Origin of the sequence: Candidatus Palauibacter sp. (assembly GCF_965213655.1) — a bacterium.
Classification (GTDB): domain Bacteria; phylum Gemmatimonadota; class Gemmatimonadetes; order Palauibacterales; family Palauibacteraceae; genus Palauibacter.
In genome coordinates, this window is the sequence record NZ_CBDBZT010000003.1 from 2,845,903 (window position 1) to 2,870,410 (window position 24,508).

The 24,508-nt window shown below is 67.6% G+C and carries 21 protein-coding genes; 8 read left to right on the forward strand and 13 right to left on the reverse strand.

The window, feature by feature from the left end; all coding sequences use genetic code 11:
• Positions 1 to 36 precede the first annotated feature (36 nt).
• Positions 37 to 1,710 carry a hypothetical protein gene (locus tag ACOOGH_RS14740; RefSeq protein ID WP_420449634.1) on the reverse strand — a complete coding sequence of 558 codons (1,674 nt, stop codon included), beginning with the start codon at positions 1,708 to 1,710 and terminating at the stop codon, positions 37 to 39.
• Positions 1,711 to 1,763: 53 nt separating this feature from the next.
• On the opposite strand from ACOOGH_RS14740, the gene ACOOGH_RS14745 reads away from it, so the two are divergent.
• Entirely contained in the window at positions 1,764 to 4,253 is a 2,490-nt protein-coding gene (locus ACOOGH_RS14745; RefSeq protein WP_420449635.1) for a M66 family metalloprotease, read from the forward strand.
• A gap of 12 nt (positions 4,254 to 4,265) precedes the next feature.
• Here ACOOGH_RS14745 and ACOOGH_RS14750 read toward each other — a convergent pair whose 3' ends face one another.
• Positions 4,266 to 6,626, reverse strand: coding sequence for an ATP-binding protein (locus tag ACOOGH_RS14750; RefSeq protein WP_420449636.1), 2,361 nt, complete (start codon positions 6,624 to 6,626; stop codon positions 4,266 to 4,268).
• A 104-nt stretch (positions 6,627 to 6,730) separates the two neighbouring features.
• On the opposite strand from ACOOGH_RS14750, the gene ACOOGH_RS14755 reads away from it, so the two are divergent.
• The 4 genes from ACOOGH_RS14755 to ACOOGH_RS14770 all read left to right on the forward strand — a co-directional run bounded on the left by ACOOGH_RS14755 (position 6,731) and on the right by ACOOGH_RS14770 (position 10,670).
• Positions 6,731 to 7,615, forward strand: a complete 885-nt coding sequence (locus ACOOGH_RS14755) for a 3-oxoacyl-ACP synthase III family protein (protein ID WP_420449637.1) — start codon at positions 6,731 to 6,733, stop codon at positions 7,613 to 7,615.
• Positions 7,551 to 7,781: a 3-oxoacyl-[acyl-carrier-protein] synthase III C-terminal domain-containing protein gene (locus tag ACOOGH_RS14760; RefSeq protein ID WP_420449638.1), complete on the forward strand. Its 231-nt coding sequence runs from the start codon at positions 7,551 to 7,553 to the stop codon at positions 7,779 to 7,781. Before ACOOGH_RS14755 ends, ACOOGH_RS14760 begins: the two co-directional genes overlap by 65 nt.
• A gap of 140 nt (positions 7,782 to 7,921) precedes the next feature.
• Positions 7,922 to 10,132, forward strand: coding sequence for a TonB-dependent receptor (locus tag ACOOGH_RS14765; protein WP_420449639.1), 2,211 nt, complete (start codon positions 7,922 to 7,924; stop codon positions 10,130 to 10,132).
• Between the two features lie 106 nt (positions 10,133 to 10,238).
• On the forward strand, positions 10,239 to 10,670 hold the full coding sequence (locus tag ACOOGH_RS14770) for a hypothetical protein (protein ID WP_420449640.1): 432 nt from the start codon (positions 10,239 to 10,241) through the stop codon (positions 10,668 to 10,670).
• Positions 10,671 to 10,725: 55 nt separating this feature from the next.
• Here ACOOGH_RS14770 and ACOOGH_RS14775 read toward each other — a convergent pair whose 3' ends face one another.
• Both ACOOGH_RS14775 and ACOOGH_RS14780 read right to left on the reverse strand, forming a co-directional pair.
• On the reverse strand, positions 10,726 to 11,988 hold the full coding sequence (locus ACOOGH_RS14775; protein WP_420449641.1) for a 6-bladed beta-propeller: 1,263 nt from the start codon (positions 11,986 to 11,988) through the stop codon (positions 10,726 to 10,728).
• A 148-nt stretch (positions 11,989 to 12,136) separates the two neighbouring features.
• A complete protein-coding gene (locus ACOOGH_RS14780; RefSeq protein ID WP_420449642.1) occupies positions 12,137 to 12,487 on the reverse strand; it encodes a hypothetical protein in 351 nt (116 codons plus the stop codon).
• Between the two features lie 295 nt (positions 12,488 to 12,782).
• On the opposite strand from ACOOGH_RS14780, the gene ACOOGH_RS14785 reads away from it, so the two are divergent.
• The 3 genes from ACOOGH_RS14785 to ACOOGH_RS14795 all read left to right on the forward strand — a co-directional run bounded on the left by ACOOGH_RS14785 (position 12,783) and on the right by ACOOGH_RS14795 (position 15,060).
• Positions 12,783 to 14,279 carry an ATP-binding protein gene (locus tag ACOOGH_RS14785; protein ID WP_420449643.1) on the forward strand — a complete coding sequence of 499 codons (1,497 nt, stop codon included), beginning with the start codon at positions 12,783 to 12,785 and terminating at the stop codon, positions 14,277 to 14,279.
• Between the two features lie 39 nt (positions 14,280 to 14,318).
• Positions 14,319 to 14,585: a transposase gene (locus tag ACOOGH_RS14790; protein ID WP_420449644.1), complete on the forward strand. Its 267-nt coding sequence runs from the start codon at positions 14,319 to 14,321 to the stop codon at positions 14,583 to 14,585.
• Positions 14,586 to 14,649: 64 nt separating this feature from the next.
• Positions 14,650 to 15,060 (forward strand): IS3 family transposase, encoded by a 411-nt coding sequence (locus tag ACOOGH_RS14795; protein ID WP_420449645.1) that lies wholly within the window; start codon positions 14,650 to 14,652, stop codon positions 15,058 to 15,060.
• Positions 15,061 to 15,127: 67 nt separating this feature from the next.
• Here the strand turns inward: ACOOGH_RS14795 and ACOOGH_RS14800 are convergent, their stop codons facing one another.
• The 9 genes from ACOOGH_RS14800 to ACOOGH_RS14840 all read right to left on the reverse strand — a co-directional run bounded on the left by ACOOGH_RS14800 (position 15,128) and on the right by ACOOGH_RS14840 (position 24,360).
• A complete protein-coding gene (locus tag ACOOGH_RS14800; protein WP_420449646.1) occupies positions 15,128 to 16,285 on the reverse strand; it encodes a tyrosine-type recombinase/integrase in 1,158 nt (385 codons plus the stop codon).
• On the reverse strand, positions 16,282 to 16,671 hold the full coding sequence (locus tag ACOOGH_RS14805; RefSeq protein ID WP_420449647.1) for a hypothetical protein: 390 nt from the start codon (positions 16,669 to 16,671) through the stop codon (positions 16,282 to 16,284). The genes ACOOGH_RS14800 and ACOOGH_RS14805 overlap by 4 nt, the downstream gene beginning before the upstream one ends.
• A 226-nt stretch (positions 16,672 to 16,897) precedes the next feature.
• Entirely contained in the window at positions 16,898 to 18,610 is a 1,713-nt protein-coding gene (locus ACOOGH_RS14810; protein ID WP_420449648.1) for a DNA primase family protein, read from the reverse strand.
• 190 nt (positions 18,611 to 18,800) lie between these two features.
• A complete protein-coding gene (locus ACOOGH_RS14815; RefSeq protein ID WP_420449649.1) occupies positions 18,801 to 19,115 on the reverse strand; it encodes a hypothetical protein in 315 nt (104 codons plus the stop codon).
• Positions 19,116 to 19,152: 37 nt separating this feature from the next.
• A complete protein-coding gene (locus ACOOGH_RS14820) occupies positions 19,153 to 20,061 on the reverse strand; it encodes a hypothetical protein (protein WP_420449650.1) in 909 nt (302 codons plus the stop codon).
• A gap of 3 nt (positions 20,062 to 20,064) precedes the next feature.
• Positions 20,065 to 21,099 (reverse strand): ArdC family protein, encoded by a 1,035-nt coding sequence (locus tag ACOOGH_RS14825; protein ID WP_420449651.1) that lies wholly within the window; start codon positions 21,097 to 21,099, stop codon positions 20,065 to 20,067.
• Complete coding sequence (locus ACOOGH_RS14830) at positions 21,096 to 21,317, reverse strand: hypothetical protein (RefSeq protein ID WP_420449652.1); 222 nt, start codon at positions 21,315 to 21,317, stop codon at positions 21,096 to 21,098. Before ACOOGH_RS14830 ends, ACOOGH_RS14825 begins: the two co-directional genes overlap by 4 nt.
• Positions 21,314 to 22,333 (reverse strand): CpaF family protein, encoded by a 1,020-nt coding sequence (locus ACOOGH_RS14835; RefSeq protein ID WP_420449653.1) that lies wholly within the window; start codon positions 22,331 to 22,333, stop codon positions 21,314 to 21,316. Before ACOOGH_RS14835 ends, ACOOGH_RS14830 begins: the two co-directional genes overlap by 4 nt.
• The gene (locus ACOOGH_RS14840; protein ID WP_420449654.1) at positions 22,330 to 24,360 is read right to left on the reverse strand and encodes a type IV secretory system conjugative DNA transfer family protein; all 2,031 of its coding nucleotides are present in this window, start codon (positions 24,358 to 24,360) and stop codon (positions 22,330 to 22,332) included. Before ACOOGH_RS14840 ends, ACOOGH_RS14835 begins: the two co-directional genes overlap by 4 nt.
• Between the last annotated feature and the right edge of the window lie 148 nt (positions 24,361 to 24,508).

Consider the following 24,508-nt stretch of genomic DNA (forward strand, 5'->3'; position numbering starts at 1 on the left):
ACACCGTAGCGGGTGGTGGAGCTCGCTAAGGGTGGCCTACCGCCTCCACTGTTCCGCCGCCGGGAGACCTCGGGAGATCAAAACCTCGAGGTTGGCCACGTCGGGGAGAAAGGACGCGATGGAGATCGGATCCGCTGCGGCTCCGGCGAGCGTTGCGAGGCCACTACCGGGACTCGTGAGGTCACGCAGGATCCCGCGCACCCGGCCCGTCCGCGGATCTCGAAGGAGAGCCGCCGGGGGACCACTCGCATGCCTCAGCGTCGCCGTTCCTCCGGGCCCGACCAGCACCACCGTCGCCAGCCTGTCCGCCCACGTCGGCGATGCGGGCAGGGCGAAGGCGAATCCCGACTCCCCGTCACCGTCCGCGATCTCCTGCATATCGAACCGGAGCAGGAACAACTCCTCTCCCTCGGCAGTTCTGCCCGTGAGCGTGTAGGGGCCCGCAGGTCCGAGAAGAGTCGGGGGAGCGTCGACGACGAAGGCCGGCTCCAGGAACGGCACACCCTCCCCGTCGATGCCACCCCATAGCAGGATGCTCGGCGCGTAGCCGGCCGTCGTCGCCGTTGCGGATCCCAGTCCCTCCCCGCGGAGGCGGTGGTCGAACGCCTTGGTGAAGCTGTATTCGCTGATCCACTTTGGGCCGCAATAGGACATCAGGTCGGACGTCTCCGGAGAAACGAGTGAGTTGTCAGTTGGGTTGTAGCCCCACGCGCCGATCGTTCCATCCCTGGTCGGGAAACCGGGGTCCGGCCTGCTCGCGCTACCGCAGGGAGCATGCTCGAGGCTCATGTTGTGGCCGAGTTCATGCGCGATCGTAATGGAGCGGACACGAGAGAAGCTGGCCCAACCGGCGATCCGCGCCGCACCCGCAGAGCCCAGATCTTCCACGAGATACTGGGGCAGCCCGCCCATGTAGTAGCCCGTTCCGCCCTCCAATACGCGAATGGCCTCGATCTCCGAGATCAACTCGACGCCGGTTCGCGCCGAGGTGTACACGATGTCGTGCAGAGCAACGTCGAAGCCGGCGACGGGCAACCACTGTCGTACGCGCCGGAACAGGGTGTCGGCTTCCGTCAGGTCCCGGACGCGGTTCAGGAACTCTGCGGACCTCCGTCCGGAGCGGACGACGGGCAGGTACGTCAGGTGCAGCGCGGGCACCGCTCTCACGTCGATGGCGTGCCGGCCCGCTGCCGGGATCCGCTTCGTGATGCCGGGCTCCGGGCCAAGTGTATCTTCCGGGTCGATTTCGACGACGAGTTCCAGACCGGGCTGAACGACTTCGGCCGGGATCGCGACGTTCGCCGATGCTTCAAGTCGACCTTCATCCAGCCGGGACGGAATCGTGCCCGGGGAGCGCGGGATGTCGACGGTGTGGACTTCGGCCCCCTCCAGGTAGAACCGCGCACGCACGGGCGGAAAACCGATGGCTTCCCCATCCGGAGCGATGAGGAACACGCGAAGCAGGGCCGGCACATTCGCCACCAGGGGAACCGGGAACTCGAAGGACTGCACCGCCTGGGTGAGATAAACGGACAGAGTATCGTTCCCGCAGCGACGCACGCGCGGGTTCTGCAGCCTGCCGAGCCACGCGAGAAAATCCGGGTCCGCGGGGGCGCACAGCGCGGTCCCGCCGGCGTTGAGCGTCGTGAGTCTCCAGAGGTCCTTGAAGCCTGCCGGGAGCAGGCCCGACAGCTGCGGGTTGCCGTTCACGGCCAGTTCCCTCAGTAAGATGAGGCGGGCCAGTTCCGCCGGAACTTGGCGACATGACTTCGCTCAAGGATCTCCTTCTGCCGAGGAACGACTTCTCCGGCACCATTCCACCCGAGCTCGGCAGCCTTGCCAACCTGGAGGTCCTCTGGCTCTTCCTGAACGACCTCACCGGCGAAATCCCCGCCCAACTCGGCAACCTGACGAGGTTGGAAGTCCTCTCTATCGGCGACAACCCGCTGTCCGGGCGCATACCGCCTGAGCTTGGTGGGCTTCCTGCCTTGCGGGACCTTGATCTCGGAAGGACCAACCTCAGCGGCCCCATCCCGCCCGAGCTCGGCCAACTCCCCTCGTTGACCTTTCTGGGCCTGTGTGCGAACAACCTGTCGGGACCGGTACCGGCCGAACTTGGCGACATCCGGACTCTGGAACGCCTGAGTCTATGCCACAATCCGGAGCTCAGCGGACTATTGCCCCGCAGCCTCATGAACCTCGAATTCCTCTCGGAGTTCCTGTTCTATGGGACGAAGACCTGCGCACAGATCGACGGCCAGTTCCAGGAATGGCTCGTCGAGGTTGGGGCGGAAGGCGACGAGTGTGATCCCGCCGAAGTCGAACGACGCGCGCTCGGAGAGTTTTTCACCAACACCGGTGGCGATGCGTGGGCCACGAGCACGGAGTGGAACAGCGACGCACCGCTCAACGACTGGCACGGCGTAACCACCACGGATGGGCGTGTGCACGAACTCGCACTTCCGGCCAATGGCCTGCGGGGGCCGCTGGCGCCGGAGATCGGGAACCTGACCGAGCTCAGGGTGTTGAACCTCGCTGACAACAGCCTGTCCGGCGGTTTCCCGATCGTGATCAGCTCCATGGCCGAGCTGGACACCCTAAGCGTGAGCGGCAACCGGGAGATGGAGGGACGGCTTCCCTTCCAGTTGACCGAGCTAGAGGGTCTTGAGGCCCTCACGTTCGCGAATACCGGCATGTGCGCGTCTCCGGCCGAGACCTTCCAGCGCTGGCTCGGCGGGCTGAGCGTGGTGGACGGGGCGACCTGTGGGAATCCGGAGAGTGTCACGCTGACGATGCCGGTCGTGTATCTCACGCAGGCCATCCAGCGCCCGGAGGGCGATGTACCGCTCATCGCGGGCCGCGACGCGCTGTTGCGTGTGTTCCTGACGGCCGACGAGTCGCAGGCCTTCTTCGAGCCCGAGGTGGTTGCAACGTTCTCTCGCGGCGGGCGGGAAGTTCACCGCGTGGTGATGCGGCGCGACGGCGACCTGCTGGCGACGTTCGCCGACGAAGGGCATCTACGCAATTCGTACAACGCCGTGATTCCGGGTACGCACATCGTGCCGGGCACCGAGTTGGTCGTACAAGCGGATCCCGCAGGAACAGTGCCGCTCGCCCCAGGCAGCCAGCCACGGTTCCCGGCCTCCGGTGCGCGGCCGCTGAATGTGATCTACGCGCCTCCGATGGAGCTGACGGTGGTTCCCGTCGTGGAAGCGGAGGAGCCGGACTTATCCATCTACGAGTGGACCGACAACATCGGCGACGACAGCCCGGAGGTCGGTCTGCTACGCTACGCGTTCCCCTTCTTCGAGTTCCGCGCGAGGACCCGGGAGACCTACGTCACATCGCTCGACCTCACCACCGAAAGCGGCCAGTGGCGCCTTCGCCTCGAGCTGGTGGCCGTACGCGCGGCGGAGAACGGGCGGGGCTACTGGTACGGCGCGGCGTCAAGCGTGAACGGGACGGTACGGGGCCTGGCGAGCTTCGGCGATTGGGTGAGCATCGGCAAGGCATGGGACACGGAACTGGCGCACGAAGTGGGCCACAGCCTGGACCTGCGCCACGCGCCGTGCGGCGGAGCCCTGTACAGCGATCCGGAGTTCCCCTACGCCAACGGGAGCATCGGCGTGTGGGGGTACGACTTCCGTGACGGCAACCTGGTGCCGCCGGATCGCCGCCGGGACATCATGGGCTACTGTTACGAGCAGGGCTGGCTCAGCGACTACTACTACGAGAAGGTGATCGATTACCGCGCACAGGCGGATGCTCAGACGGCACGTGCCGTGGCCGGGGCGGGACAGAGGTCCGAAATGGTCGTCCTGTGGGGCGGAGTCGTGGACGGCGAACTCAGGATCGAACCGCCTTTCCGCATGACCACCACGGCGCGCCTTCCCGAGGGCGCCGGGCCGTATCGCCTCGAGGGGACCCGAGACGACGGGCAGGTGGAGTTGTCCCTGGCGTTTACGCCGGGGGAGGACAAGTTCGGCAACAAGTACTTCTTCTTCACCGTCCCGATCGAGGCGGATTGGGCCGAATCCCTGGACAGGCTGACGCTCACGGGGCCGGAAGGGACGGTTACCGTGAATGCGGCGGACGAACGTTCACTTTCCATCGTCAGCGACCCGGCAACCGGGCGGATCAGGAGCATCCTCCGTGATTGGGAGGACGTTCTGCCCGCGACGTTGGGGCGGACGCACTCCTTCACCGTGACGACGGTTCAGGGGCTCGACCAGGCGGTCAGGCTCAAACCGTGAGGTGCCCCCGACTCAGCCATCCCCCGGCCTGGCCATTCGGTAGCCGACCCGTGGCTCGGTGAAGATATAGGTCGGGTTCCTCGCGTCGTCGCCCAGCTTGTCGCGCAGTTTCTTCACGAAAACGCGCACGATCCGAGGTTCCCCCGCGCGCCGGGAGCGCCAGACGCGGCGCAGCAGATAGTCGTACGACGATACCCGGCCCGCGTTGGCCGACAGGGCGCTCAGCAGATCGTACTCGGTGGCGGTCAGTTCGACCGGCTGGCCGGCCAGGGTGACCCGGCGCTCGTCGTAATGGATGGCGAGGTCGCCCACCCGGTAGGGCTCGGCAGGTCCGGCCCGCTTGCGCAGCGCCGCCTTGATTCGAGCCACGAGTTCGGTCGGCGAAAACGGTTTGACCAGGTAGTCGGCCGCGCCGGTCTCAAGGGCCCGCGCGATGGTCTCGTCGCGGCCGTACGCGGACATGAAAATGACCGGCCGGTCGGCGAGCGCCGGCAGGCCTTGCATCAGCTCGATCCCGTCCGTCCCGGGCAGGAGCAGGTCGAGCAGGACGAGGTCGGGCCGGTGCGTCTCGAGAAGCAGGGGCACCTCGTCCGGGTCGCCCGTCACGATCGCGCGGTGGCCCGCCTCCTCGAGGATGCCACGGGCGTACAGGAGCGCGTTGGGATCGTCGTCGACGACGAGCACCTGCAGCGCATCGCCGGCCCCGGCGCGCAGCTCCCGCGCAACGCGCGACGGCGCCGCCGCGACAACGGGCCGCGCCTCGTCCAGGGCCGGGATCGTGAACGTGAAACGCGCGCCCGGCCCCTGTCCGGCGCTCTCGGCCCAGATGCGGCCCCCGTGCGCCTCCACCATGCCCTTGCAGATGGCCAGGCCCAGGCCGCTTCCCACTCCCCGCCCGCGGTCCCTGCGCGCGCTGCGGGCGAACTTGCGGAACAGGTGCGGCAGACGCTCGGCCGGGATGCCGGGGCCCTCGTCGATCACGGAGACGGCCACATGAACGCCCTCCTGCTCCGCGGTCACCCGGACGGGGGAGGATCGGGGCGAGTGGCGGGCCGCGTTGGAGAGCAGGTTGCCCAGCACCTGGACGATGCGCTGCCGGTCCGCCAGCACATGGGGCAGGTCCGGCGGCAGGTCGATGAGGACGGGGTTCGTGCCCCCTCCGCTCACGTAGAGGTTCCGCGCCTGATCCACGACGGCCGCGAGATCCGCAGGCTCGAGCGCGACCGACAGCCTGCCCGCCTCGATGTGCGCCGCGTCCAGCAGATCGCCGATCAGCTGGCGCATGTGGTCGGCCTGCTCGTCGATGATGCGGAAGAACTGGACCATCTCGGCCGGACGCAGCGCTGTCGATGCCCCGAGCAACGTCCCCGCCGAACCCTTGATCGAGGTCAGCGGCGCCTGGAGCTCATGGCTCACCATGCCCAGGAACTCTGCCCTGAGCACCTCCACCTCCTCCAGCGGCGTCAGGTCCTGCAGCGTGACGACCACCGACTCGACCTCGCCCTGCTCCGAGTGGATGGGCGTGGCGTTGATGAGCGTGTTGAGCTTGCGGCCGTCCGGGACCTCGAGCACGATCTCCTCGACGCGGACCACGGCGGCGTCCGACAGGAGCTGTTTCAGCGGCGTGCGGTCCAGCGCCACCTCGCGGCCGTCCGCCCGGCGCACGCGCAGCACCTCCAGGAGATCCTCCGCCAATTGGCCGGGGAGACAGAGGTCCTTCAGGATGCGGCGCCCCTCGCGGTTCAGCGACGCCACCTGCCCGCTCCGGGCGTCGAACACCACCACGCCCACCGGTGCCGTGTCGATCAGCGCCTCCAGGTCGGCCCGCGCCCGCTGCTCGTCCCGGTGGGTGCGCGCATTGGCGATCGCCGCTCCGGCGTGCGAGGCGAACAGCACCAGGACCTCCTCGTCCCCCTTGGTGAACTCCCGGCCGCCTTCCTTGTCGACGAGGTAAAAACCGCCCACCCGCTTGCCCCGGTGGCGGATCGGCGTCCCCAGGAAGCTCCGGGCCAAGGTCCGGTCCTCGGGGAAGCCGAGCGAACCCAGGTGGGCCGCGAGGTCGCCGAGCCGGAGCGGCTCCGGCAGCTCGCGCAGATACGCCCACAGCTCCGGCCCGTAGGGGAGTTCCAGCAGCCTCCCGTGCTCTTCGGCACTGAGGCCGGCTGAGACGAAATCGCGCAGCCCGCCGGAGCCGTCCATCGTCGCGATGACGGCCCGGCCGGCACCGGTGAGCGCGCGCGTGCTTTCCGCCACGTCGCGAAGGACCGTGTCGACGTCCAGGCTCTCGCTGATCCGAAGACTCGCGTCGCTCAGGCGCGAGAGCCGGTCCCGCAGGGCCTGAACCTCTCTGCCCAGTTCCTCGAAGTCTTGCACTTCCTCGGACCTCCCGACTTGCGGTGTGTGAACATTTAATCAACGTCAGCAGGACATAATTTTACATCATACGATATCGCCCCATTCTGGCCATGAGGTTCCCCATGCCCCACACCCGAGCGGTCACTCACCAGGGCGAGGACGAAGTGGACCAGCCAGGCATCGGAAACCCGCACCCCATCGGCCTGTTGGGCCTCGGCATCTACCTGCCCGAGCGCGTCATGACGAACGACGAGTGGACGGAGTACGTCGACACGTCGGACGAATGGATCGTGACGCGGACAGGGATACACACGCGCCGAATTGCGGGGGATGAAGAGAGTACGGCCGACCTGGCGCTGGCCGCGGCCCGGGCGGCTCTGGCCGACGGCGCCTTCGAGCCTGCGGATATCGACGAGATCATCCTGGCGACCGACACGCCCGAGGTCTTCATCCCCGATACGGCGGCGTTCGTCCAGACTCGTCTCGGCGTCGGCCACATCCCGTGCTACGACCTGGCGGGCAGCGGTTGCGCGGGGTTCGTGCTGGCACTGGACATCGCCCGTTCCCGGGCCCTCGCGGACGGCCGCCGGGTGCTCGTGATCGGCGTGGAACTCCTCACGCGGCTCATGGACTGGGAAGACCGCAACACCTGTGTACTGTTCGGCGACGCAGCAGGCGCGGCGGTCGTCGGACCGGGCCCTGGCGCGGTCGAAATCGTGGCCGCCACGGCGGGAACGGACGGCAGCAAGAGCGACATTCTCGGTGTGGAGGCGGGCGGCACGCGCGTGCCCACCACCGTCGAGCGGGTGGAGCAAGGGCTCCACAAACATGTCGTCATGCAGGGACGGGAGGTGTTCCGCAGAGGCCGTCAGCCGCATGAGCGCGGCGTCCCACGAGGTGCTGGAGAAGGCCGGCGTCTCCATGGACGAGGTGGCGCTCGTCGTGCCGCATCAGGCCAACCTGCGGATCCTGGATGCGGTCCAGAAACGGCTGGACCTCTCCGATGAACGGGTCTTCGTCAACGTCCACGAGTACGGCAACACAGGCTCCGCGTCCGTGCCCCTGGCCCTGTGGGAGGCCCGCGATCAGGGGCGGATCAAACCCGGCGACCTGGTCCTGCTGACCGCCTTCGGCGCCGGGTTCCACTGGGCGGCGGCACTGCTGCGCTTCTAGGCCGCCCGCGGACAAGACCTGCTTCGGTTGCCTTTTAATGAGAACCCATTATCATCATGGCCGAGACACTCTCGGCCACTCCCCCGGTGCGATCCCACCGGCAGCGAGCGAGAGCAAGCCGGGGTTCCAGGACGGGGATAATGAAGCGACTCATCGCAGTTCCATTTCTTCTGAGCATGGGCCTGAGCGCCGCTGCCGTGCCTTCGGCCGCGCAGGTGCAACAGGACGAGGGCATCCTCGAGGGGATCGTCCGGTCGACGGAGGGCGGGATGCCTCTCGCGGGCGCGACGGTCACGGTCGTCGGCACGGGCCGCGGCGCCGTCACGCACGGAGACGGCGCGTTCCGAATCGCCGTGCCGGATGCCGAAAAGTACCAGCTCCGGGTCGATCGTCTCGGGTACGCAACGACGACCCTCGAGGTCGGCCACGGGGAGTCGGCCACGGTCGACCTTGAAGTCGCCGCCGTTCCTTCGCCGGAACTCGTCGTCACGGCGGTCCTGAGCCCAACGGCTGCGAACGAGGCGATCCGGCCTTCCGCCGTCTTCACGGGGGAGGAACTGCAGCGACGGATGGCGGGAACCGTCGCGAAGACGGTTGCAACGGTTCCGGGCGTCGCCGTGAACAGCATGGGGCCCGGCACCGCCCAGCCGGTCATCCGCGGCCTGACCGGAGACCGGATCCTGATGCTCGAGGACGGCCGGCGCGTGGGCGACGTCATCAACAGCGGCCTCGACCACGCCTCGGCGCTCTCCCCTTCCACGGCTCGGCGAATCGACGTGATTCGCGGGCCGAGCGCGATTCTCTACGGCAGCAGCGTCCTCGGAGGCGTGATCTACGTGGTGCGGGAGGAGATACCCCGCGCGGTGCCGTACCGCCCGACCGGCTTCGCCTCGATGCAGGCGCAGTCGGCGACGCGCGCCCTCGGGGGAAGCGGCGAGATGACCGTCGGAATCACCGAACACGTGCCCTTCCGCGTCGAGGTCTCGAAGCGAGAGTCAGGGGATCTGCGGACGCCCATCGGGAGGCTCGCGGGGACGCAGACCGACGTATGGAGCGCGTCGGCCGGCACCTCGTGGGTGGACGATTGGGGATACGCGGGCGGTTCATTTCGCGTCTTCAGGAACGACTACGGGATCCCCGGAGGCTTCCTCGGCGGCCACACGAACCCGGTGCGCACGGAGCAGGAGAGGGTCGCGGGCCGCTTCCGCAGCGTCATCCGGCCCGGGCAGGGCCTGGAGGCGATCGAAGTCGATGCGGGCTACACGTCGTACCAGCATCACGAGATGGAGTCCTCCGGCATCCTCGGTGCGCAGTACGAGCGCGAGATCCTGAGCGGGGAGGCTCGGGCACGGCACGGGCGATGGGGCCCGTTCACATCGGGCGCCATCGGAACGAGGGTCTCGTGGGAGGACTTCGGATTCGGGGGGGTCCTCTACACCCCGCCCGCCCGGCGCAGGACACAGGCCGCGTATCTCCTCGAGGAGATCCAGCTCGATCCGGTCTCGATCGAGGCCGGGCTCCGCTACGATCGGGTCGAGCTGGAACCGGACCAGGAGGATCAGTTCTCCGACATCGGACACATCCGCGCACGTTCCTTCGGCGCGCTTTCCGGGTCGCTCGGTGCGCTTCTGCGGCTGTCCGGCCCCCTCACGGTGGGTGGGAGCGTGGGCCGTGCCTTTCGCACCCCGGATGTACACGAACTCTACTCGGAGGGGCCACACCTCGCGTCCAATTCATTCGACGTCGGCAATCCCTCGCTGGAGACGGAAACCGGACTCGGGATCGACGTGTTCGGGCGGATCACGGGACAACGCCTGAGCGCCGAGGCGACGTGGTTCCGGAACGCCATTTCGGGCTACGTCTTCCCGCAGGCGACGGGGGAACTCAGCCGCATCCGGCTCCCCATCTACCAGTTCGTGGGCGAGGACGCCGTTCTGACCGGCTTCGAGAGCATGCTCGAGTGGTCGGAGCCGGCCGGATTCAAGGTGGAGGCCGTCGCGTCGTACGTGCGCGGCACGATGCGCGCCACGAACGAACCCCTCCCGTTCATGCCCCCGCTCCAGGGTCGCCTTGCGATCGGGTATTCGCCGGTGGACTGGTTCGTGGAGGCCGAGACGCGGATGGCGAAGAGCCAGGAGCGGACGGGAAGGTTCGAGCAATCGACCGACGGATACGCGATCTTCGGCCTCTCGGGCGGCGTGCGTTTCACCTTCGGCGGGCGGTTGCACGTCGTCACGCTCCACCTCGAGAACCTCGGCGACACCGAATACCGGCATCACCTGTCGAGGGTGAAGGAGATCATGCCCGAGGCCGGAAGAGCGCTCAGCGCCTCCTACCGCGTCGTATTCTGAGCTCCGCCCTTCATATCGTTCGCCCACCCTTCCAGTGGCGGGCGATTCGAGTTGACGACCGCGCAGGGAGTTTGCATCCTCCGGCCGAGTCGTACCAGGGAGGCACATGATGCTCAAGAACATCCTCGCCGCGATCGTCGGCTACGTTGCCATCGTCGCCGTGCTCTTCGCACTCTCATCGCTTCTGTGGCTGATGCTGGGCCCCTCGCGCGCCTTCCAGCCGGGTACGTGGGAGGTAGCCGGCGGCTGGATACTCGGCTCCATCGGGCTCGGGTTCGTGGGGGCGTACATCGGCGGATGGGTCTGTGCCCGGGTGGCGCACGATGCCAAGGGCGCCACGATTCTGATCGCCATGATGATCGTGCTCGGAGTGGTGTCGGCCCTGATGCCGGTGGAGATGGCGGCGGGACCCCGCCCCGATGACGTGTCGATGCTGGAGGCGACCATGAGCGCCAGCCAGCCGGCATGGCTCCCCTGGCTCAACCCGCTGATCGGGGTCCTGGGCGTCTGGCTCGGATCGCGGAAGTTGCGCGCGTAACAGCCCATTTCCGGGCTGCCGGAGACGCGCCCGGCGGGCCATCCCGCGATGGGGTTCAGCGAACCACGCTCGGCAGCCTCCGCACCACCACGCTGGCCACGTCGAATTCGTCCAGTTCGATGAACGCCGCCAGTCCGTCCGGACCGAACGCGTGCGGCAGCGCGGTCGCGTCGGTGGAGTAGGTGCCGACGTACTCCCCATCGGCAGTCACAACATCGATCGGTCCGCCGCTCTCCGGGTGTTCGCCGCGGCGTTGCACCCAGATCCGGCCCTCCCAAGTGGTGGAGAGACGGTGAAGGACGGGGACTTCGTGGTAGTACGGTCTCTCAATCGCAAACCTCACGCTGCCGCCGCTCGCACGCGGCGCACTCACACGGGCGGCCAGTCGTTCCTCGTAGTCCCGTTCAATGGCGGGCGTCACGGGCTCGGGCTCGAACGGCCTCCGGACTATGCGCGTTACTGCTCTTGAGCCCGATGGCGTGATCTTCAGAGCGTAGGCGGAAGAGTCGGAGTAGACTATGCCACCATCTGGAAGCACTCCCACCAGGAGCGGCGGCTCAAAGACTGCCGGGAAGGCAACTTGTTCAAGCGCGTCCGCGAGTGATCCGCCTCCTATTCTGATGTCTTCAGCCATGCCCTTGGCAGGCTCCCCGCGGGGAGGCAGCCAACCATCGGCCACGGTCTCGGTCTCGACGACTTCGCCCTCGAGCCCCACCCACGTGACCGGACGGGATGTCGGAGGCGCAGCCGGGGCACCGCCGCCGCCGCCGCGGAGGCCGATGCTGGCACCAAAACCACCGGCGAACACGGCTCCGCCGCGAGGATCGCTATGGAGGGCACGCGAGCTGGCAACGCCACCAGGTGAGTCGCTGGTGCGCACCATGCGGAGATACTGGCCAGATGCGTCAAAGAGTTGGTAGGCGCCGTGGCCGAGATCTCTCACGACCGTGGTTCCGTCCCTCAACACCGCGAATCCGGCCGGGTAGTCGAACTCGCCGGGACCTTGGCCCGAGCGGCCGAACTCCCGCAGGAAGCCTCCGGCGGAGTCAAACACCAGAACTCTCACCCCCCTGGATCCCAACTCGTCGAACACGAACAGGTTGCCCGCCGCGTCGAAAGCCACCTTGGCAACCTGGCCGAACATCTCCCAAGACTCGCCTTCGAGGACGCCGACGCTGTAGACCTCCTCGAAGTTGGCGTCGATACCCTGGTCACGGCCCGGGATTTCGACGGTCTCCTGAGCTAGGAGAGTGGAGGGGGCGCCCAATACGGCCATGAGGAGGCAGGAGGAAACCGAGGCGAATCGGAGAGTGTTCATTGGGAGCGTCTCCCGAGAGGTGGATCGAAGTCGGCGGAGCTGCCGTGACACGCACACAGGCCACGGACTAGACGTGCGACTCCAGCGCGAGGGTTGTCAGTCACCATGCGTCCGGGATCGATTGATTGTCCGCCCGACAAGTCCCCGATCAGGGAGGCCCGCCGGACCTTTCCCGAGGTGCGTGGCGGTCCAGGAACTCGTCGGTGTGCTCGGGAAGGAGCAGGTTGTCGGCGATCGCCGCGATCTCCTCGGCTTCGCGCCACGCTCGCTCCAACTGCGCCAGTTCGCCTTCGAGCGCGCGCCGTTCCTGCTCTTCATGCAGCGCCATCTCCAGCGCGAGGCGCGTGGGCTTGGGCATCTTGAGGAACCATCCGGGCCCGGTCAGCCTGACCTTCCCCCCGCGCCCGGGCGCAGGGAGTTCGCGCGCAATGGTAGCGGACCCGCGCTCGCTGGAATCGGCGATGAACCGATGCGGGTCGCCGTGGGATTCGATCGACAATCTCCGCTCAGCCGAAAAACGCCCGGAAGGCAACTGGGAGACCGGCAGAAAACGGATAACGAAGGAGTCTCGGTTTGTTTGATCGGGTTCTGCAAATCTCCCTTGAAGGATGTCGCAAAAGCGGCAAACTGCATGAACCATAACATGTTAACGTTGATCACGTTTATTTGACGGGCGCTTGACGATCGCGAAGTGTCCCGCGAGCGTCCACGCTATAAGTGTGGCTGCCCGCGGTCGTGACTCGCGGGCGAGGGTCCCCAGCGTGACCTGATCGGTGCAATCGAAGCGAGGAGAGATGGGGTCAACTCAGGACCGGGAGTACTTGGCAGGCCTTGTTGCGGAGCTGCGTAAGCTGTCCAGTGAGACGACGTGGCTTGAATTCAAGGTGAACAATTCTAATCCGCGACGAATCGGCGAATACATCTCCGCCTTGGCAAACGCCGCAGCCCTGGAGGGCAAGCCATCGGCATACATGATTTGGGGCATATCGGATGATGATCATGAAGTCGTCGGCACGACATTCAAGCCAAACGAGAAAAAGATCCGCAATGAAGAGCTGGAGAATTGGCTGGTTCAGAGACTCACACCGCGGATCAACTTCCGATTCTCTGAAGTGCTCGTCGATGGACGGTCGGTCGTTGTACTGGAGGTTGATCGCGCGTTCCAGCAGCCCGTTCAGTTCCGTGGGGAAGAGTACATCCGGATCGGCTCCTACAAGAGAAGTCTGAAGGATTTTCCGGAGAAGGAACGGCTGCTTTGGAACACGTTCGACGACACGCCGTTTGAGGATCGCATCGCGTTGGAGCGAGTGCCGGACGAGGAGGTGCTCGGCCTTCTCGATTATCCGTCGTACTTCGATTTGCTAAGACTGCCTTTGCCGGAAAACCGAACGGGAATCCTCCGCGCACTGGAAGCGGACAACCTTATCCGCCCGTGCGATGCCGGTGGCTGGAACGTGACGAACTTGGGAGCGGTGTTGTTTGCGAAACAGCTGACAAGGCTGCCCAGGCTTCGCCGAAAGGCTGTACGGATCATCCAATACGCTGGCGATGGGCGAACGGAAACGGTAAGAGAAGAGGTCGGCGAACGGGGATACGCGTCGAACTTCGAGGAGGTGATCCGAATCATCAACGGAATGCTGCCATCGAATGAAGTGATCGAGGCAGCGTTGAGAACATCGAGGCGACGTTTCCCGGAACTGGCCGTACGAGAACTCGTGGCGAACGCGCTGCTCCACCAGGATTTCTTTGTGACGGGGGCTGCGCCGCTGGTGGAGATCTTTGAAAACCGTATCGAGATTACGAACCCCGGCGCACCGCTTGTCGAGCCGGACCGCTTCGTCGACTCACCTCCGCGGTCGCGAAATGAATCGCTCGCGTCGCTCATGCGGCGGATCGGGATCTGCGAGGAGAGGGGTAGCGGGTGGGATAAGGTCGTATCTGAAAGCGAGCGGCACGAGCTTCCTGCGCCGCTCGCCGAGGCGATAGATAACAACACGCGGGTGGTGCTCTTCGCGGCCCGGCCGCTGTCGAAGTTGGACAAGAAGGCTCGAGTGCGGGCGATCTACCTTCACGCCTGCCTTCGATACGTAGAACAGGAGTACGTGACGAACCGTTCGGTGCGCCAACGATTCAAGATTGCAAAACGAAATAGCGCGAAGGCGTCGCGATTCATCAAGGAGGCGATGGAGGAGGGGTTGATCGTGCTGGATGATCCAAACGCGGCGCTGAAGTTGAGACGATACGTTCCATGGTGGGCGAAGAACGGCGGTTCTGGAGTTGCCCCGCTTTGACGGACACCTATCCATTGGGGTCAAGCAAGGAGGTGTCCTATGGCGGGCCGGCAGGGGCGGTATCCGTCCGAGTACAGGGAGCGGCTGGTGGAACTGGCGAGGAGCGGGCGTAGCGCCGCGTCACTCGCCCGGGAGTTCGATCCGTCGGAGCAGACGATCCGGAACTGGGTCCGGCGGGCGGACGTGGACGAGGGGTTCCGTAGCGACGGGCTGACGACGGAGGCGCGCAACGAACTGCGGCGCCTGGAGCGTGAGAACAAGCGGCTCAGGATGGAGCGGGACATCCTAAAAAAAGCCGCGGCCTGACCACCGCTGCGCGGCGGTGCCCCGCGCAGGAGAGCGGATCGATCCCCGGCGGGGGTACGCGTTCATGAAGGCGCACCGGGCCGAGTTTCCGCTTCGGGCCATGTGCCGGGTGCTGGGTCTCTCCCCCAGCGGCTACTACGACTGGCTCAAGCGTCCTGCCTCGGACCGCGCGCGGCGGGACGCGCAACTCGAGGCGCGGATCGGGGCGATCTGGACCGGGAGCGGCGAGACGTACGGCCGTCCGCGGATCCACGCGACGCTCAGGGCCGAGGGCGAGCGGGTGGGCCAGAAGCGCGTGGGGCGGCTGATGAGGGGCTTGGGGATCGAGGGCGCGACCAGGCGGCGCTTCAAGACGGCGACGACGAAGAGGGACACCGAGGCCCGGCCCGCGCCGGACCTGGTGAGGCGGGACTTCTCGGCCTCCGGGCCCGACGAGCTGTGGGTGGCCGACATAAACATCCGGCTGCGGATCTGATGTGACCACTTGAGCTTACGGGATTTCTCGGTCGAGTTCCCGTTGTTTGATTCCCGCCAAACGAGATTCAGCTGCGCGCCTCATGGCGAGCTTCCAAGGCCTTCCGAAGCTGTCCCTCGTCGGGCCTCTGGTAGCACTGAAGCACGGTCTGGGCCGTCTTCCAGCCGCCGAGCTGGCAGAGCACCTTGAGCGGTTGATCCATGAGGTCGGACGCGAATTTCCGCCTTAGCGAGTGCCAGCCGCGACCGCGCTTGGGCTCCAGTCCTGCAAGTTTCTGGGCCTTGTCCCACCAGACGCGCACCCGAGACCGGTCGAGGCACCGCGAGGAGTCCTTCGGCGCGGGCAACACGGGAGAGTCCCAGCCCCTGGGGTTCTGCATCCGTGCCTCCTCCAGGACGGCGAGCACCTCGGCCGTGACCGGCGTCCGGTGCTCGTACCCGGTCTTCTCGTTCTCGGCGCGCCAGCGGATGATCTTGGCCTCTAGGTCGATGTCCGACCAGCGGAGCTGGCGGATGGCACCGATACGGTGCCCCGTCTCGTGGGCGATCACCAGCGCCACGCGAAACCGCCAGTCCATCGCCTCGGATGCCCGGAGCAACGCCTGGTATTCCGCGTCGGTGAGAAGCACCCGAGTCGGGTTCTTCTCGGTGGGAGTCTTGAGCCCCCGAAGGGGATTGGAATCGAGGAGCAGCCTCCCCTCCACGTCCCTGGACTTCGCGGCCCAGTTGAGGATCGCGATCAGCAGTTTCAAGTCCTGTTGGATCGTTCGGTTGCCCACAGGCCTACCACTGCGCCCGGCTCTCCCCGACCGCCGCGCCCGGATGAACCGGTCCCAGTCCCTCTTGGAGAGCGTATCGGGCCTCCGGTGCCTTCCGAAGAACTTGAGGAACATCCGCATCGTGCCCCGATCGTACTTCTGTGACGCCTCCGCCTTGGTGGGCGTCACCTCTTCACCGTAGATGTCAAAAAGCGTCTCCAGAGTGAGCGGCTCGGGCTCCTTGTGGCCGTTCGGCTCCGGCTTTGTGAACCCGGCGGCCAGCTCGTCCGCCTGCTGCTTCGCCCGCGACCAGTCGCGGTGCTTGAGGGATCGGGTGAGCCTGCGCCCGTTCTCCCGCCACTCGATCTGAAGGATCCCCGTCTTCGGATCCGGGAACACCCGAACCCGGTTCCGGCCCCATTCACCGGCGCTGTAGGAACGCCGACCACGTTTCGTGCGTACCATCATTCGATTCCTTTCGAGATGATGGACTGCACGATCTGCGCGTTTGAAAGGTGGCTACGGCGGGACTCCTCCGCCAGTCGCGGCTCGGCCCGAGCTTTCCGGGGCAGGTGCCTGCGCGCGATTCTGGGTGCGTTGGGCCTCCCGGCGTTGGGGATCTTGCCGTCGCGCACGAGGCGTCCGAGGTGGGTGGCGGTGTATCCGCTCTCGCGGGCCGCCTCGGTCAGCGAGTAGGTGGTGTCGTCGCGTTCCTGGATCGTGATTTCGAGTTCGTCGGCGCAGCGATCGAGCGCGGTGGCGAGCGCCTGGCCGCCGTACCGGCGGAGTGTCTTAGCCTGCCGGCGCCAGGCGGCGGGCAGCTTTCTGATCGAGGGTTGGCTGGTCCTGGTCATGAGCAGACCTGCATGTCAGAGGTGGGGTGGGGTCGGTGGTTTCGGACTGGCCGCGCGGCGGGCGCGGTGTCGGTAGGCCCCGAAACGGCATGGAGAAGGGGTTCGGGGCTGTCGTCTTTGGGACCGAATGGGGCGGTTACGGCCCCTTCGTAGGTTTCCCTTGCGTACGCGCGCGCCTACGGGCACAACCCAACCAAAGGGTCTATTCGGCGTCATCGGTCCCATTTCAGGCCTCTCGGCATCCACGCCAGGCTCTCGCGCCGTGGCGCTTGGCGCGTTTGCACCCCCGTCTTCGCAGTTCCGCGGCAATTGCACGTACGGAGGGCACGGTGCCGAGGCCGTTGTTGTCGAAGTAGCCGGCGAGCATCTCCCCTATTTTCTTTGCCGGAACCGCTGCGTAGGCGTGGTCGAAGGCGAACAGCGTGTTGAGCGCTTCGCCCAGGGGATCCATGCTGTCGAAGAGGTCCGCGGTCGCGGTCGCGATGCTCCGGGGGAGCGTCGGCGCGATCCAGGGCTTGCCCGCTTGGTGCCGCTGCCAGCCCGCGTTCGCTTCGCCGATCATACGGGCCAGGATGCGCGGCGCCTCTTTCCAGAGCGTCTCGGGCAGTCGTTCGTCGGGTCGTCTGGCGGAAGTACAGGGAATGACGACGAGTCGTCGTTTGAGTCCGGAGTCCCATCCCGGCAGCCGGGGTTCGGCGTTGCCGTAGAGCATGAGCTTGGCGGTGGGGCGGAAGGAGTAGCCGTCGGCGCGCATCCGGTTGGCGCGGATGGTGTCGGCGCCGGTGAGCACCTTAAAGAGTCCGGCCTTGAGGCGGCCCGAGCTGGGGATTTCGGCGGCGGAGGCGAACCGTGATCCGTCGAGCGCGGTCATCCATTCCGGGTGGCGGTCGGAGCTTCCGCGTGCGGAGACGAGTCCGTCGGGCGGGATGCGGGCGGCGTAGTCGCCCATGATGCGCGTGAGCAGTTCGACGAGTGTGGACTTGCCGGCGGCGCCGCGTCCGTAGAGGAAGACGGCCCGGTGGACGACGGTCTGGCCGGTGAGCAGATAGCCGAACCAGCGCCAGAGCCACTGGACGACGTCCGCGTCGTCTCCGCACATCTCGTGCAGGAACGCATCGAACCGTTCGGTGTCGCCGCCCGCCGGCGCGCACCCCAGGGAGCGCGTGACGCCGTCTTCCCTCCGGGCTGGCCGGTCCTCGATCCGCGCGAGGTCCACCACCGCCCGGCCGGGCAGACCGCACAGCATGGGATCGGCGTCCGGCTGTAGCTCGGGTGCATGGGCGTAGAGGACATCGAGAGCGGCGCGCGCGACCTTGGTCCGGGCGCGCTTGCCGCCGATGTTCCAGACCCGCGCGACCGCCTTGCCCGGGCTGCCCCGGCCCGACCCGCATACCCAGACGGAGCCCGTCCAGTAGAGGCGGGAGCGCCCGGGTCCCAACGCGAGGTCGGCCAGCACGCCCCGGCGCACGCATTCGCGGACCAGGCGAACCTCGCCGCCCAGCTCCTTGGGCGCTGCGCCCATGACGGCGGCGTCGACGATCCTGCAAAGCTCCGCCGCCTTTTCGGCCTTGGCGGCCTTGGCTCTCGCTTCCGCGAGGATCCGGCCGCGGTGGGGATCCCTCCGGCCGATGGGTCCGTTGGCGATCTCCTGGGTCAGCGCCAGATCCTTCCGCGCGCGCCTGGCCCGTGCCTCGTACCAGTCGGAGGGCGGGGTGCCGGGCCGGTATCCGAGCGCTTCGCTCATGGCCTTGAAGTGCTGCGGATCGCCGGGATGCTTGCGGCAGTGGAAGTATCCCGAGGGCGAGACCCGGAACCGGTCGTCGCCACCGCAGGCCGGACAGGGTCCGCGCCATTCCTTGCCGCGCTTGTCGAGGCCTTTGCCGATTGAGTGCAGGTAGTCCCGGGCCACCTGGGCCTGCGTCCGTCCCGAGCGGTTCATGGTTGGCCAACTGCACTTGGTTGGCGCGTTTTCGGATCCTCGTCGCAGCGCCAGCATCGCCGCTGGTTCGAGGTGCGGACGAGATCGGCGATGCGGCCGCACGGGCAGCGTCCCATGCCGCCGCACACCGGGCAGGCGGGCGCCCGTGGCCGAACCCTTGCGCCACAACGAGTACAACGGGAGCGGGCGCTCATTCCCACTCTCCCTGCGTGTCCTTGCGAAGCGCCTCGATGAGGTCCGCATCCCCCTCGCCGCGCCGAACGGACCGTTCGGCGAGATCGACGCGGCTCCCGAGATCGGCGAGTCCGGTGGTGCGAGCGACGACGTAGATCGTGGCCGCGACGACGGAGAGCGCGAGCACGGCGTGCAGCGCGAGTGCGATGCCGTGCTCGGCGAGGATCGTCGGCCAGTGGGGTGCGAGGTATTCGAGTCGGGATCCGCCGATCAGGAACACCGATCCGGCGAGTGCGGCGGTGAGTCCCGCGCTGATCTTCCAAGGCTGCATCGTGCGTTTCTCCCTTGGGTCAGATTTCGACTTTGAGTCAGATTTCGACGGAGGCGGGGTCGCGGTCGGCCGGCCCCCGGAGCCAGGAGCCGTTGTCGCTTCCTCCGATCCCGAGTCTCTTGAGCAGGCCCGCCGCGGCCGGGCCGTTGGCGTGCATGGCGAACCCGGCGGCGGCCTTGGCGCGGACGGCCGGTTCGCGGTAGTTGCCGGAGACGGCCTCGACGTTGACGCGCCCCGTCCGCCCGTCGGCGTCCTCGTACTCGATCTGAGCGTCCGGGTAGAGCACCTTGCCCCGGTCATCGATGGGAAGCCCGAGTTCGTTGGCGACCCGTCGGCGTTCGTCATCGGCGGCCTGCCTGCCGTGCCTGAGCCGGGCGGCCTCGCTGGCCCGTGCAACGGCGCTCTTGAGTTCGGCGTCAATGCGGACGCGCCGGACGGTGGCACCCCCCTCGAGGAGCCGCCGCTTCTCCTTCATGGCGGCGCGGTAGATGGCGGTGTCGTGCCCGGCCTCGGCGGGCTTCATGCGTTCCGTCTGGATCCGTTGTGCGGGATCCATTCCGCGCCGGGCCGCCTTTTTCCGGGCCTTGGCGACACCCTCGCGGGTGAGCGAGAGGACCTTGAACGGCTTGCCCTTTGGTCCGGTGGCGCGGTGCTCCTTGACCCATCCCTTGCGGATCCAGTCGTTGACGGCGCGGCGGGTGGTGTGCGGATGGCCGCCGAAGCGGGCCTCGGCGAGGTCGCGGTAGGAGACCGCGCCGAAGACGCCGATGTCGGTGAGCGCAGCGTCGCAGCGTTCGGGGAAGGAGGTGGACCCGCGCGCCCGGTCCGCGGCGTATTCTCGGCGGTGGCCTTTCCGCATGCGTTCGCGATTGCGGCTGGGTGGCGCGGCGGGGCGCGGGTCCGGTTCGGCCGTGCGGACGAACGTCCTTCCTGGAGTTCTGCCCACCGGTCAGCGGCTCGGCCCGAAGCCGCGCTCGGGGACCGGGAGCTTCGGCACGTGTACTTGGATCCGCTGCGGTCCCCGCGCGGGCGTGCGAACCGCCGCGACGGCGACGGGGTCGCGCGCGGCGATGCGCTCGCGGTGCCGGACGAGCACGAAGTCGGAGATCTTCTGCGCGTCGGCGGCGGCACGCCGGATCTCGCGCGGGTCCTCTTCGAGCGCCTGGACCCAACCCTCGACGTAGGCCGCGCCCCGGCTCGGATCATGTCCGACGCCCACGCGCTCGCCCGTCATCATCGCGCTGATCTCGGCCCTCAGCTCCTCCCTCGCGTACTGGGCCGATCCGAATCCGCCGTCGATCCCCTCGATGAGGGTCTCGCGGTTCATCCGGTCCTTGTGGCCGGTGCTGTGGCCCAGCTCGTGGAGCGCGGTCTGGTAGTAGTGGTTGGCCGACGGGAACTGCCCGCGCTTGGGCAGCACGATCTCGTCGCGCTTCATGTGGTAGTAGGCGCGGTCTCCCTGGACGTGGCGGACCGGAACGCCCGCATCCTGCATGACCCGCTCGGCCTCCTGGTGGGTCTTCCAGAGCGGTTCGGGCGTAGGGTTCGCGCGCTCGGGCAGCCCGTTGGCCTGCTCGGCGTTGAACACGGTGTATTGCCGGACGTAGGGCGTCTTGAGCTTCTCGTAGCGGTAGAGGCGCTTGCCCTCGGCGTTCCTCCTGGGCCGCCCGCGCTCGTCGGTCACGGCGATGCGCTTCTTGTCCTGGAAGGAGAGGATGCGGGTGCCCCGCTCGCCCTTCCTCACCTGCCCGCCCTGCTTCTGGATCTGGCGGTAGGTGCCCCAGCGCACATCGCCGTAGCCTTCGCTCTGCTGCATGGCGGCGAGGTGAAGGCTGTTGCCGCCCCGGTAGGAGCGGTCGGTGTCCACGTTCCTTGGCATGACGAGCTCGCCCGGCTGCCACGGCTTCTGCCAGGGCGCGGTGCCTCGCCTGATCTGCTTGATGATCGTGTCGGCGAACTTGCGGTGGTACTCGTCGTGCTTCATCGCTCGTCCACCTCCCCGGCGTCCCCGTGCGGATCGTCCCATGCGGCCGCGATCTCGTCCTCGGTCCCGACCTCCTCGGGGAACAGGCCGTACTCGTCGGCCAGTTGAGCCTCTACTTCGAGCGTCTCGCCGCCGTCGCGCGCGAGTTCGCGGTCGAAGTCCTCGAACGTGTCGACGGGGATGATTTCGATGAGGATGGTGCTGCCGTTCCAGGTCATGCGTTCACCTCCTTGCGGTGTGGGTGGGTATGGGTTCCGGTCTCCGGTTGCGTTTCGGGCCGCGCCCCGGACGGGGCAGTGATCCAGCGGCCCATGGCCGCGTCGTAGCCGCAGACCTGGAGCGCGTCCTCGACGAACCGCCGGCCCTCTCGGCGGGCCACGTGCAGCACGAGCGCGATCCCGTCGACGACGCCTCTACAGGTGACCTCCCAAGGCAGCGCGTCCCCGGCCTGCATGGCGCAGCTCGCGAGCCGAGACAGCGCGGAGCGCGCGTTGTTGGCGTGGATGGTGGTGAGCGACCCGCCGTGTCCGGTGTTGAGCGCCTGCAGCAGGTCGGCGGCCTCGCCGCCCCGGACCTCGCCGACGACGATGTGGTCGGGCCGGTGGCGGAGCGCGTGGCGCACCAGGTCGCGGATCTCGACCGCTTCGGACCCGATGGCCCCGGCCTCGAACCGGAGGCAGTTGGCCCGGTCGATTCTGAGTTCGAGCGTGTCCTCGATGGCGACGATCCGCTCGTCCTCGGGCAGCAGCTCGATCAGCGCGTTCAGGAGCGTGGTCTTGCCCGATCCCGTGCCGCCGGAGACGAGGATGTTCCGGCGGGACGCAAGGGTGCTCCGGGCGGCTTCGAGGATGTCCTCGGGCAGCGAGCCCAGGCGCACCAGGTCCTCGGCCGTGAACGCGCGGCCCCCGAACCGGCGTATGGTGATCGCGACCTCGGGACTCGCCGGCGGGGTACAGATGGCGACCCGCGATCCGTCTTCGAGCCGGGCGTCCAGGACGGGCCGCGCGGCGGGATCGAGCCCGAGCGGCCGGGCGATGTGGATCGCGGCGCGGTGGAGCCAGGCGGTGGTGAGTTCGGGCGCCTTGTGGGGTTCCAGGCGCCCAGCCCGCTCGACCCAGACGTTCCCGGGACCGTTGATCATGATCTCGGAGACCTTCGGGTCTTCGAGTAGACGCTCCAAGCCGGGAAGGAACGGGGTGAGATGGCCGACGCCGCTGGCGCGCTTCATCTTCATATCCGGCCCTCCTTGCGCTGTTGCCAGTAGCCCGTCTCCTTGGGCAGGTAATGGGGCTTCAGGTAGACGCGCCTTGCGGGGAGCGACTTGACGCCGTCGTAGGGCAGGCAGATCGCCTGGTAGTTCGCGAGCAGCGCGAACTCGCGGGGCGTGAACACCGGCTCCCTCTGCCGGCGGAACGACTTGCTCGCGCCGATGGTGCCGCGTCCGCCCCCGGCGCGCCCGGACAGGAGCGAGAACTCGGGCCTGCCGGTCGTCTCGGTGAAGGTGTAGGAGGGCTGGGTCTTCATTACGGAGCCGCACATCTCGGACGCGATCTTCGCCGACGCCTCGTCGGACAGCGAAAGGAAGATCCGGGTGCGGAGCGTCTGGACGAGCGTGCGCCACGCCTCTCCCGAGGGGAGCACGGAGCGGAGCGACGAGAGCGACTGCGTGGCGACGATGGGGATGCACCGGCACTGGCGCGTGAGCGCGAACGCCCTCTCGTCGCCGGAGGGATCGTCCTGGCCGACGGTGGCGAACGCCTGGTACTCGTCGCAGATGAACACGGCGGGCCGCATGTAGCGGTCCGGGCGGCGCGCCGCCTCTGCGGGCCTTCGGAGCAGCGCCTGCATCCACGCACTCTTGAGCAGCACGCCGATGGCGCGCGCGAGCGCCGGGTTCGCGCCCGCGGGCATGTTGAGTGCGAGCACCTTGCCGCCCTCGATCAACTCGGAGAGCGGGGGCAGCCTCCGGCGGAGCCCCTGCATTGGCGGACCCTTCACGTCCTCGTCGTCTTCGCCGGCCTCACCGCCGCCCTTAGGTTCCGTCTCCGGCGGCGGCGGGCAGAACACACCCGCCACGTCCGGCTGGTCGAAGAGCGAAAGGAACACGCTGATGCCCTCGACGATCGAGGTGCGGAGCTTCGCGTCCAGCTTCGACCAGTCCTTCTCGTACCACCGCTCGATGGCGTCGACCCGCTCCCTGAACTCGCCGCCTCCGCCGGCTCCGGCCGGCTCCACCTCGTAGGTGACTTCGAGCTTCGCGAGCTTGGCCCGAAGCTCGGTGTCCAGCCGGGAACGCACGCGGTCGTCGCCGTCCTCCTCCCATTCCCACTTCTTGAGCGCGTCGGCGTGGGCGATCATGTCTTCATCTGTGAGAACGGCGTCCACCGGGGATACCTGGTCCGCGATCTCTTGGGCCTCGCCGATCTTGTGGGCCAGGAGCTCCGCGTCCACCGTGCAGCGGTAGATGTCCTGGAGCGTGACCCAGCCGCCCGGGAAGAGCCGGTGCAGCTCGATGATCCAGCGCACGAGGTTCGTGTACGCCTGTTGCCAGAACGGCTCGCGCGACTTGCCGAAGAGCTGGTTGATGAGCGACGCGACGCCGTAGGCCAGCGAGTAGGAGTCGAGCAGCGGATCGTCGAGCGGGTTCCACTGGACCGACCCGCCGAGCCCGATTTCGAGGTAGTCGTCGCCGCGCCCGGCGTCTTCGAGGATGCCTCGGACCTGATGACAGAAGTCGCCCTTCACTTCGAGCACGAGCGCGCCCGCGCGGCGGCCGGGATCGTCGGCCCGCCAGGTGAGGATCTGGTGGGCGAAAGGGTACATGCAGCCGCTGGTCTTGCCGGTGCCGACGGCGCCCACGATGAGCGTGCCGGTGTAGAGTCCCTTCTCGGGGACGACGAGCCAGGACGGTTGCTCGCTCTCGCGCGGCACGGTCGGATGGTGCAGCTCGCCGATCACGAGCGAGGGCGCCTCGTCCTCGGGCGATACGGGCCACTCGGGCAGCCTGCCCCGGCGCCTGAACCTGAACAGCGGCTGGAGCCAGACCCGCCAGGCCGACAGCGCGAACGAGCCCGCGAGCACGACGACGACGACGGGCCATGCGTAATGCCAGACGCGGATGGCGGCGTGCAGGCCCGGGTCGTGCGACGCGATGAGGTCGAGGTACGGGTTCGCGCCTGGGGCCGGGAACGGCGCCCTGAGCGCGTGGCCGCCGACCGCCCCGACCGCGCTCCCGATGATGGCGAGGGTGCCCGGCCTCATCGGTCCAACACCCTTCCGGGACGGAACGCTGGCTGGGAGCGACCCCGGAGCGGAGGGGAGGATGGGGATGCACATCGCCATCCTGCCCGATGCCGATCGAGGCATGCCGAGATGGGGGGTCGCTCCCAGCCACGGCCTCGATGGCCGG

Bases quoted from the DNA above. Each gene is read 5' to 3' on its own strand.
- ACOOGH_RS14805 (WP_420449647.1), bottom strand. From the start codon at position 16,671: ATGACCAGGACCAGCCAACCCTCGATCAGAAAGCTGCCCGCCGCCTGG.
- ACOOGH_RS14815 (WP_420449649.1), bottom strand. From the start codon at position 19,115: ATGCAGCCTTGGAAGATCAGCGCGGGACTCACCGCCGCACTCGCCGGA.
- ACOOGH_RS14745 (WP_420449635.1), top strand. From the start codon at position 1,764: ATGACTTCGCTCAAGGATCTCCTTCTGCCGAGGAACGACTTCTCCGGC.
- ACOOGH_RS14810 (WP_420449648.1), bottom strand. From the start codon at position 18,610: ATGAACCGCTCGGGACGGACGCAGGCCCAGGTGGCCCGGGACTACCTG.
- ACOOGH_RS14775 (WP_420449641.1), bottom strand. From the start codon at position 11,988: ATGAACACTCTCCGATTCGCCTCGGTTTCCTCCTGCCTCCTCATGGCC.
- ACOOGH_RS14825 (WP_420449651.1), bottom strand. From the start codon at position 21,099: ATGAAGCACGACGAGTACCACCGCAAGTTCGCCGACACGATCATCAAG.
- ACOOGH_RS14840 (WP_420449654.1), bottom strand. From the start codon at position 24,360: ATGAGGCCGGGCACCCTCGCCATCATCGGGAGCGCGGTCGGGGCGGTC.
- ACOOGH_RS14765 (WP_420449639.1), top strand. From the start codon at position 7,922: ATGAAGCGACTCATCGCAGTTCCATTTCTTCTGAGCATGGGCCTGAGC.
- ACOOGH_RS14755 (WP_420449637.1), top strand. From the start codon at position 6,731: ATGCCCCACACCCGAGCGGTCACTCACCAGGGCGAGGACGAAGTGGAC.
- ACOOGH_RS14830 (WP_420449652.1), bottom strand. From the start codon at position 21,317: ATGACCTGGAACGGCAGCACCATCCTCATCGAAATCATCCCCGTCGAC.
- ACOOGH_RS14790 (WP_420449644.1), top strand. From the start codon at position 14,319: ATGGCGGGCCGGCAGGGGCGGTATCCGTCCGAGTACAGGGAGCGGCTG.
- ACOOGH_RS14835 (WP_420449653.1), bottom strand. From the start codon at position 22,333: ATGAAGATGAAGCGCGCCAGCGGCGTCGGCCATCTCACCCCGTTCCTT.
- ACOOGH_RS14785 (WP_420449643.1), top strand. From the start codon at position 12,783: ATGGGGTCAACTCAGGACCGGGAGTACTTGGCAGGCCTTGTTGCGGAG.
- ACOOGH_RS14795 (WP_420449645.1), top strand. From the start codon at position 14,650: ATGAAGGCGCACCGGGCCGAGTTTCCGCTTCGGGCCATGTGCCGGGTG.
- ACOOGH_RS14770 (WP_420449640.1), top strand. From the start codon at position 10,239: ATGATGCTCAAGAACATCCTCGCCGCGATCGTCGGCTACGTTGCCATC.
- ACOOGH_RS14800 (WP_420449646.1), bottom strand. From the start codon at position 16,285: ATGATGGTACGCACGAAACGTGGTCGGCGTTCCTACAGCGCCGGTGAA.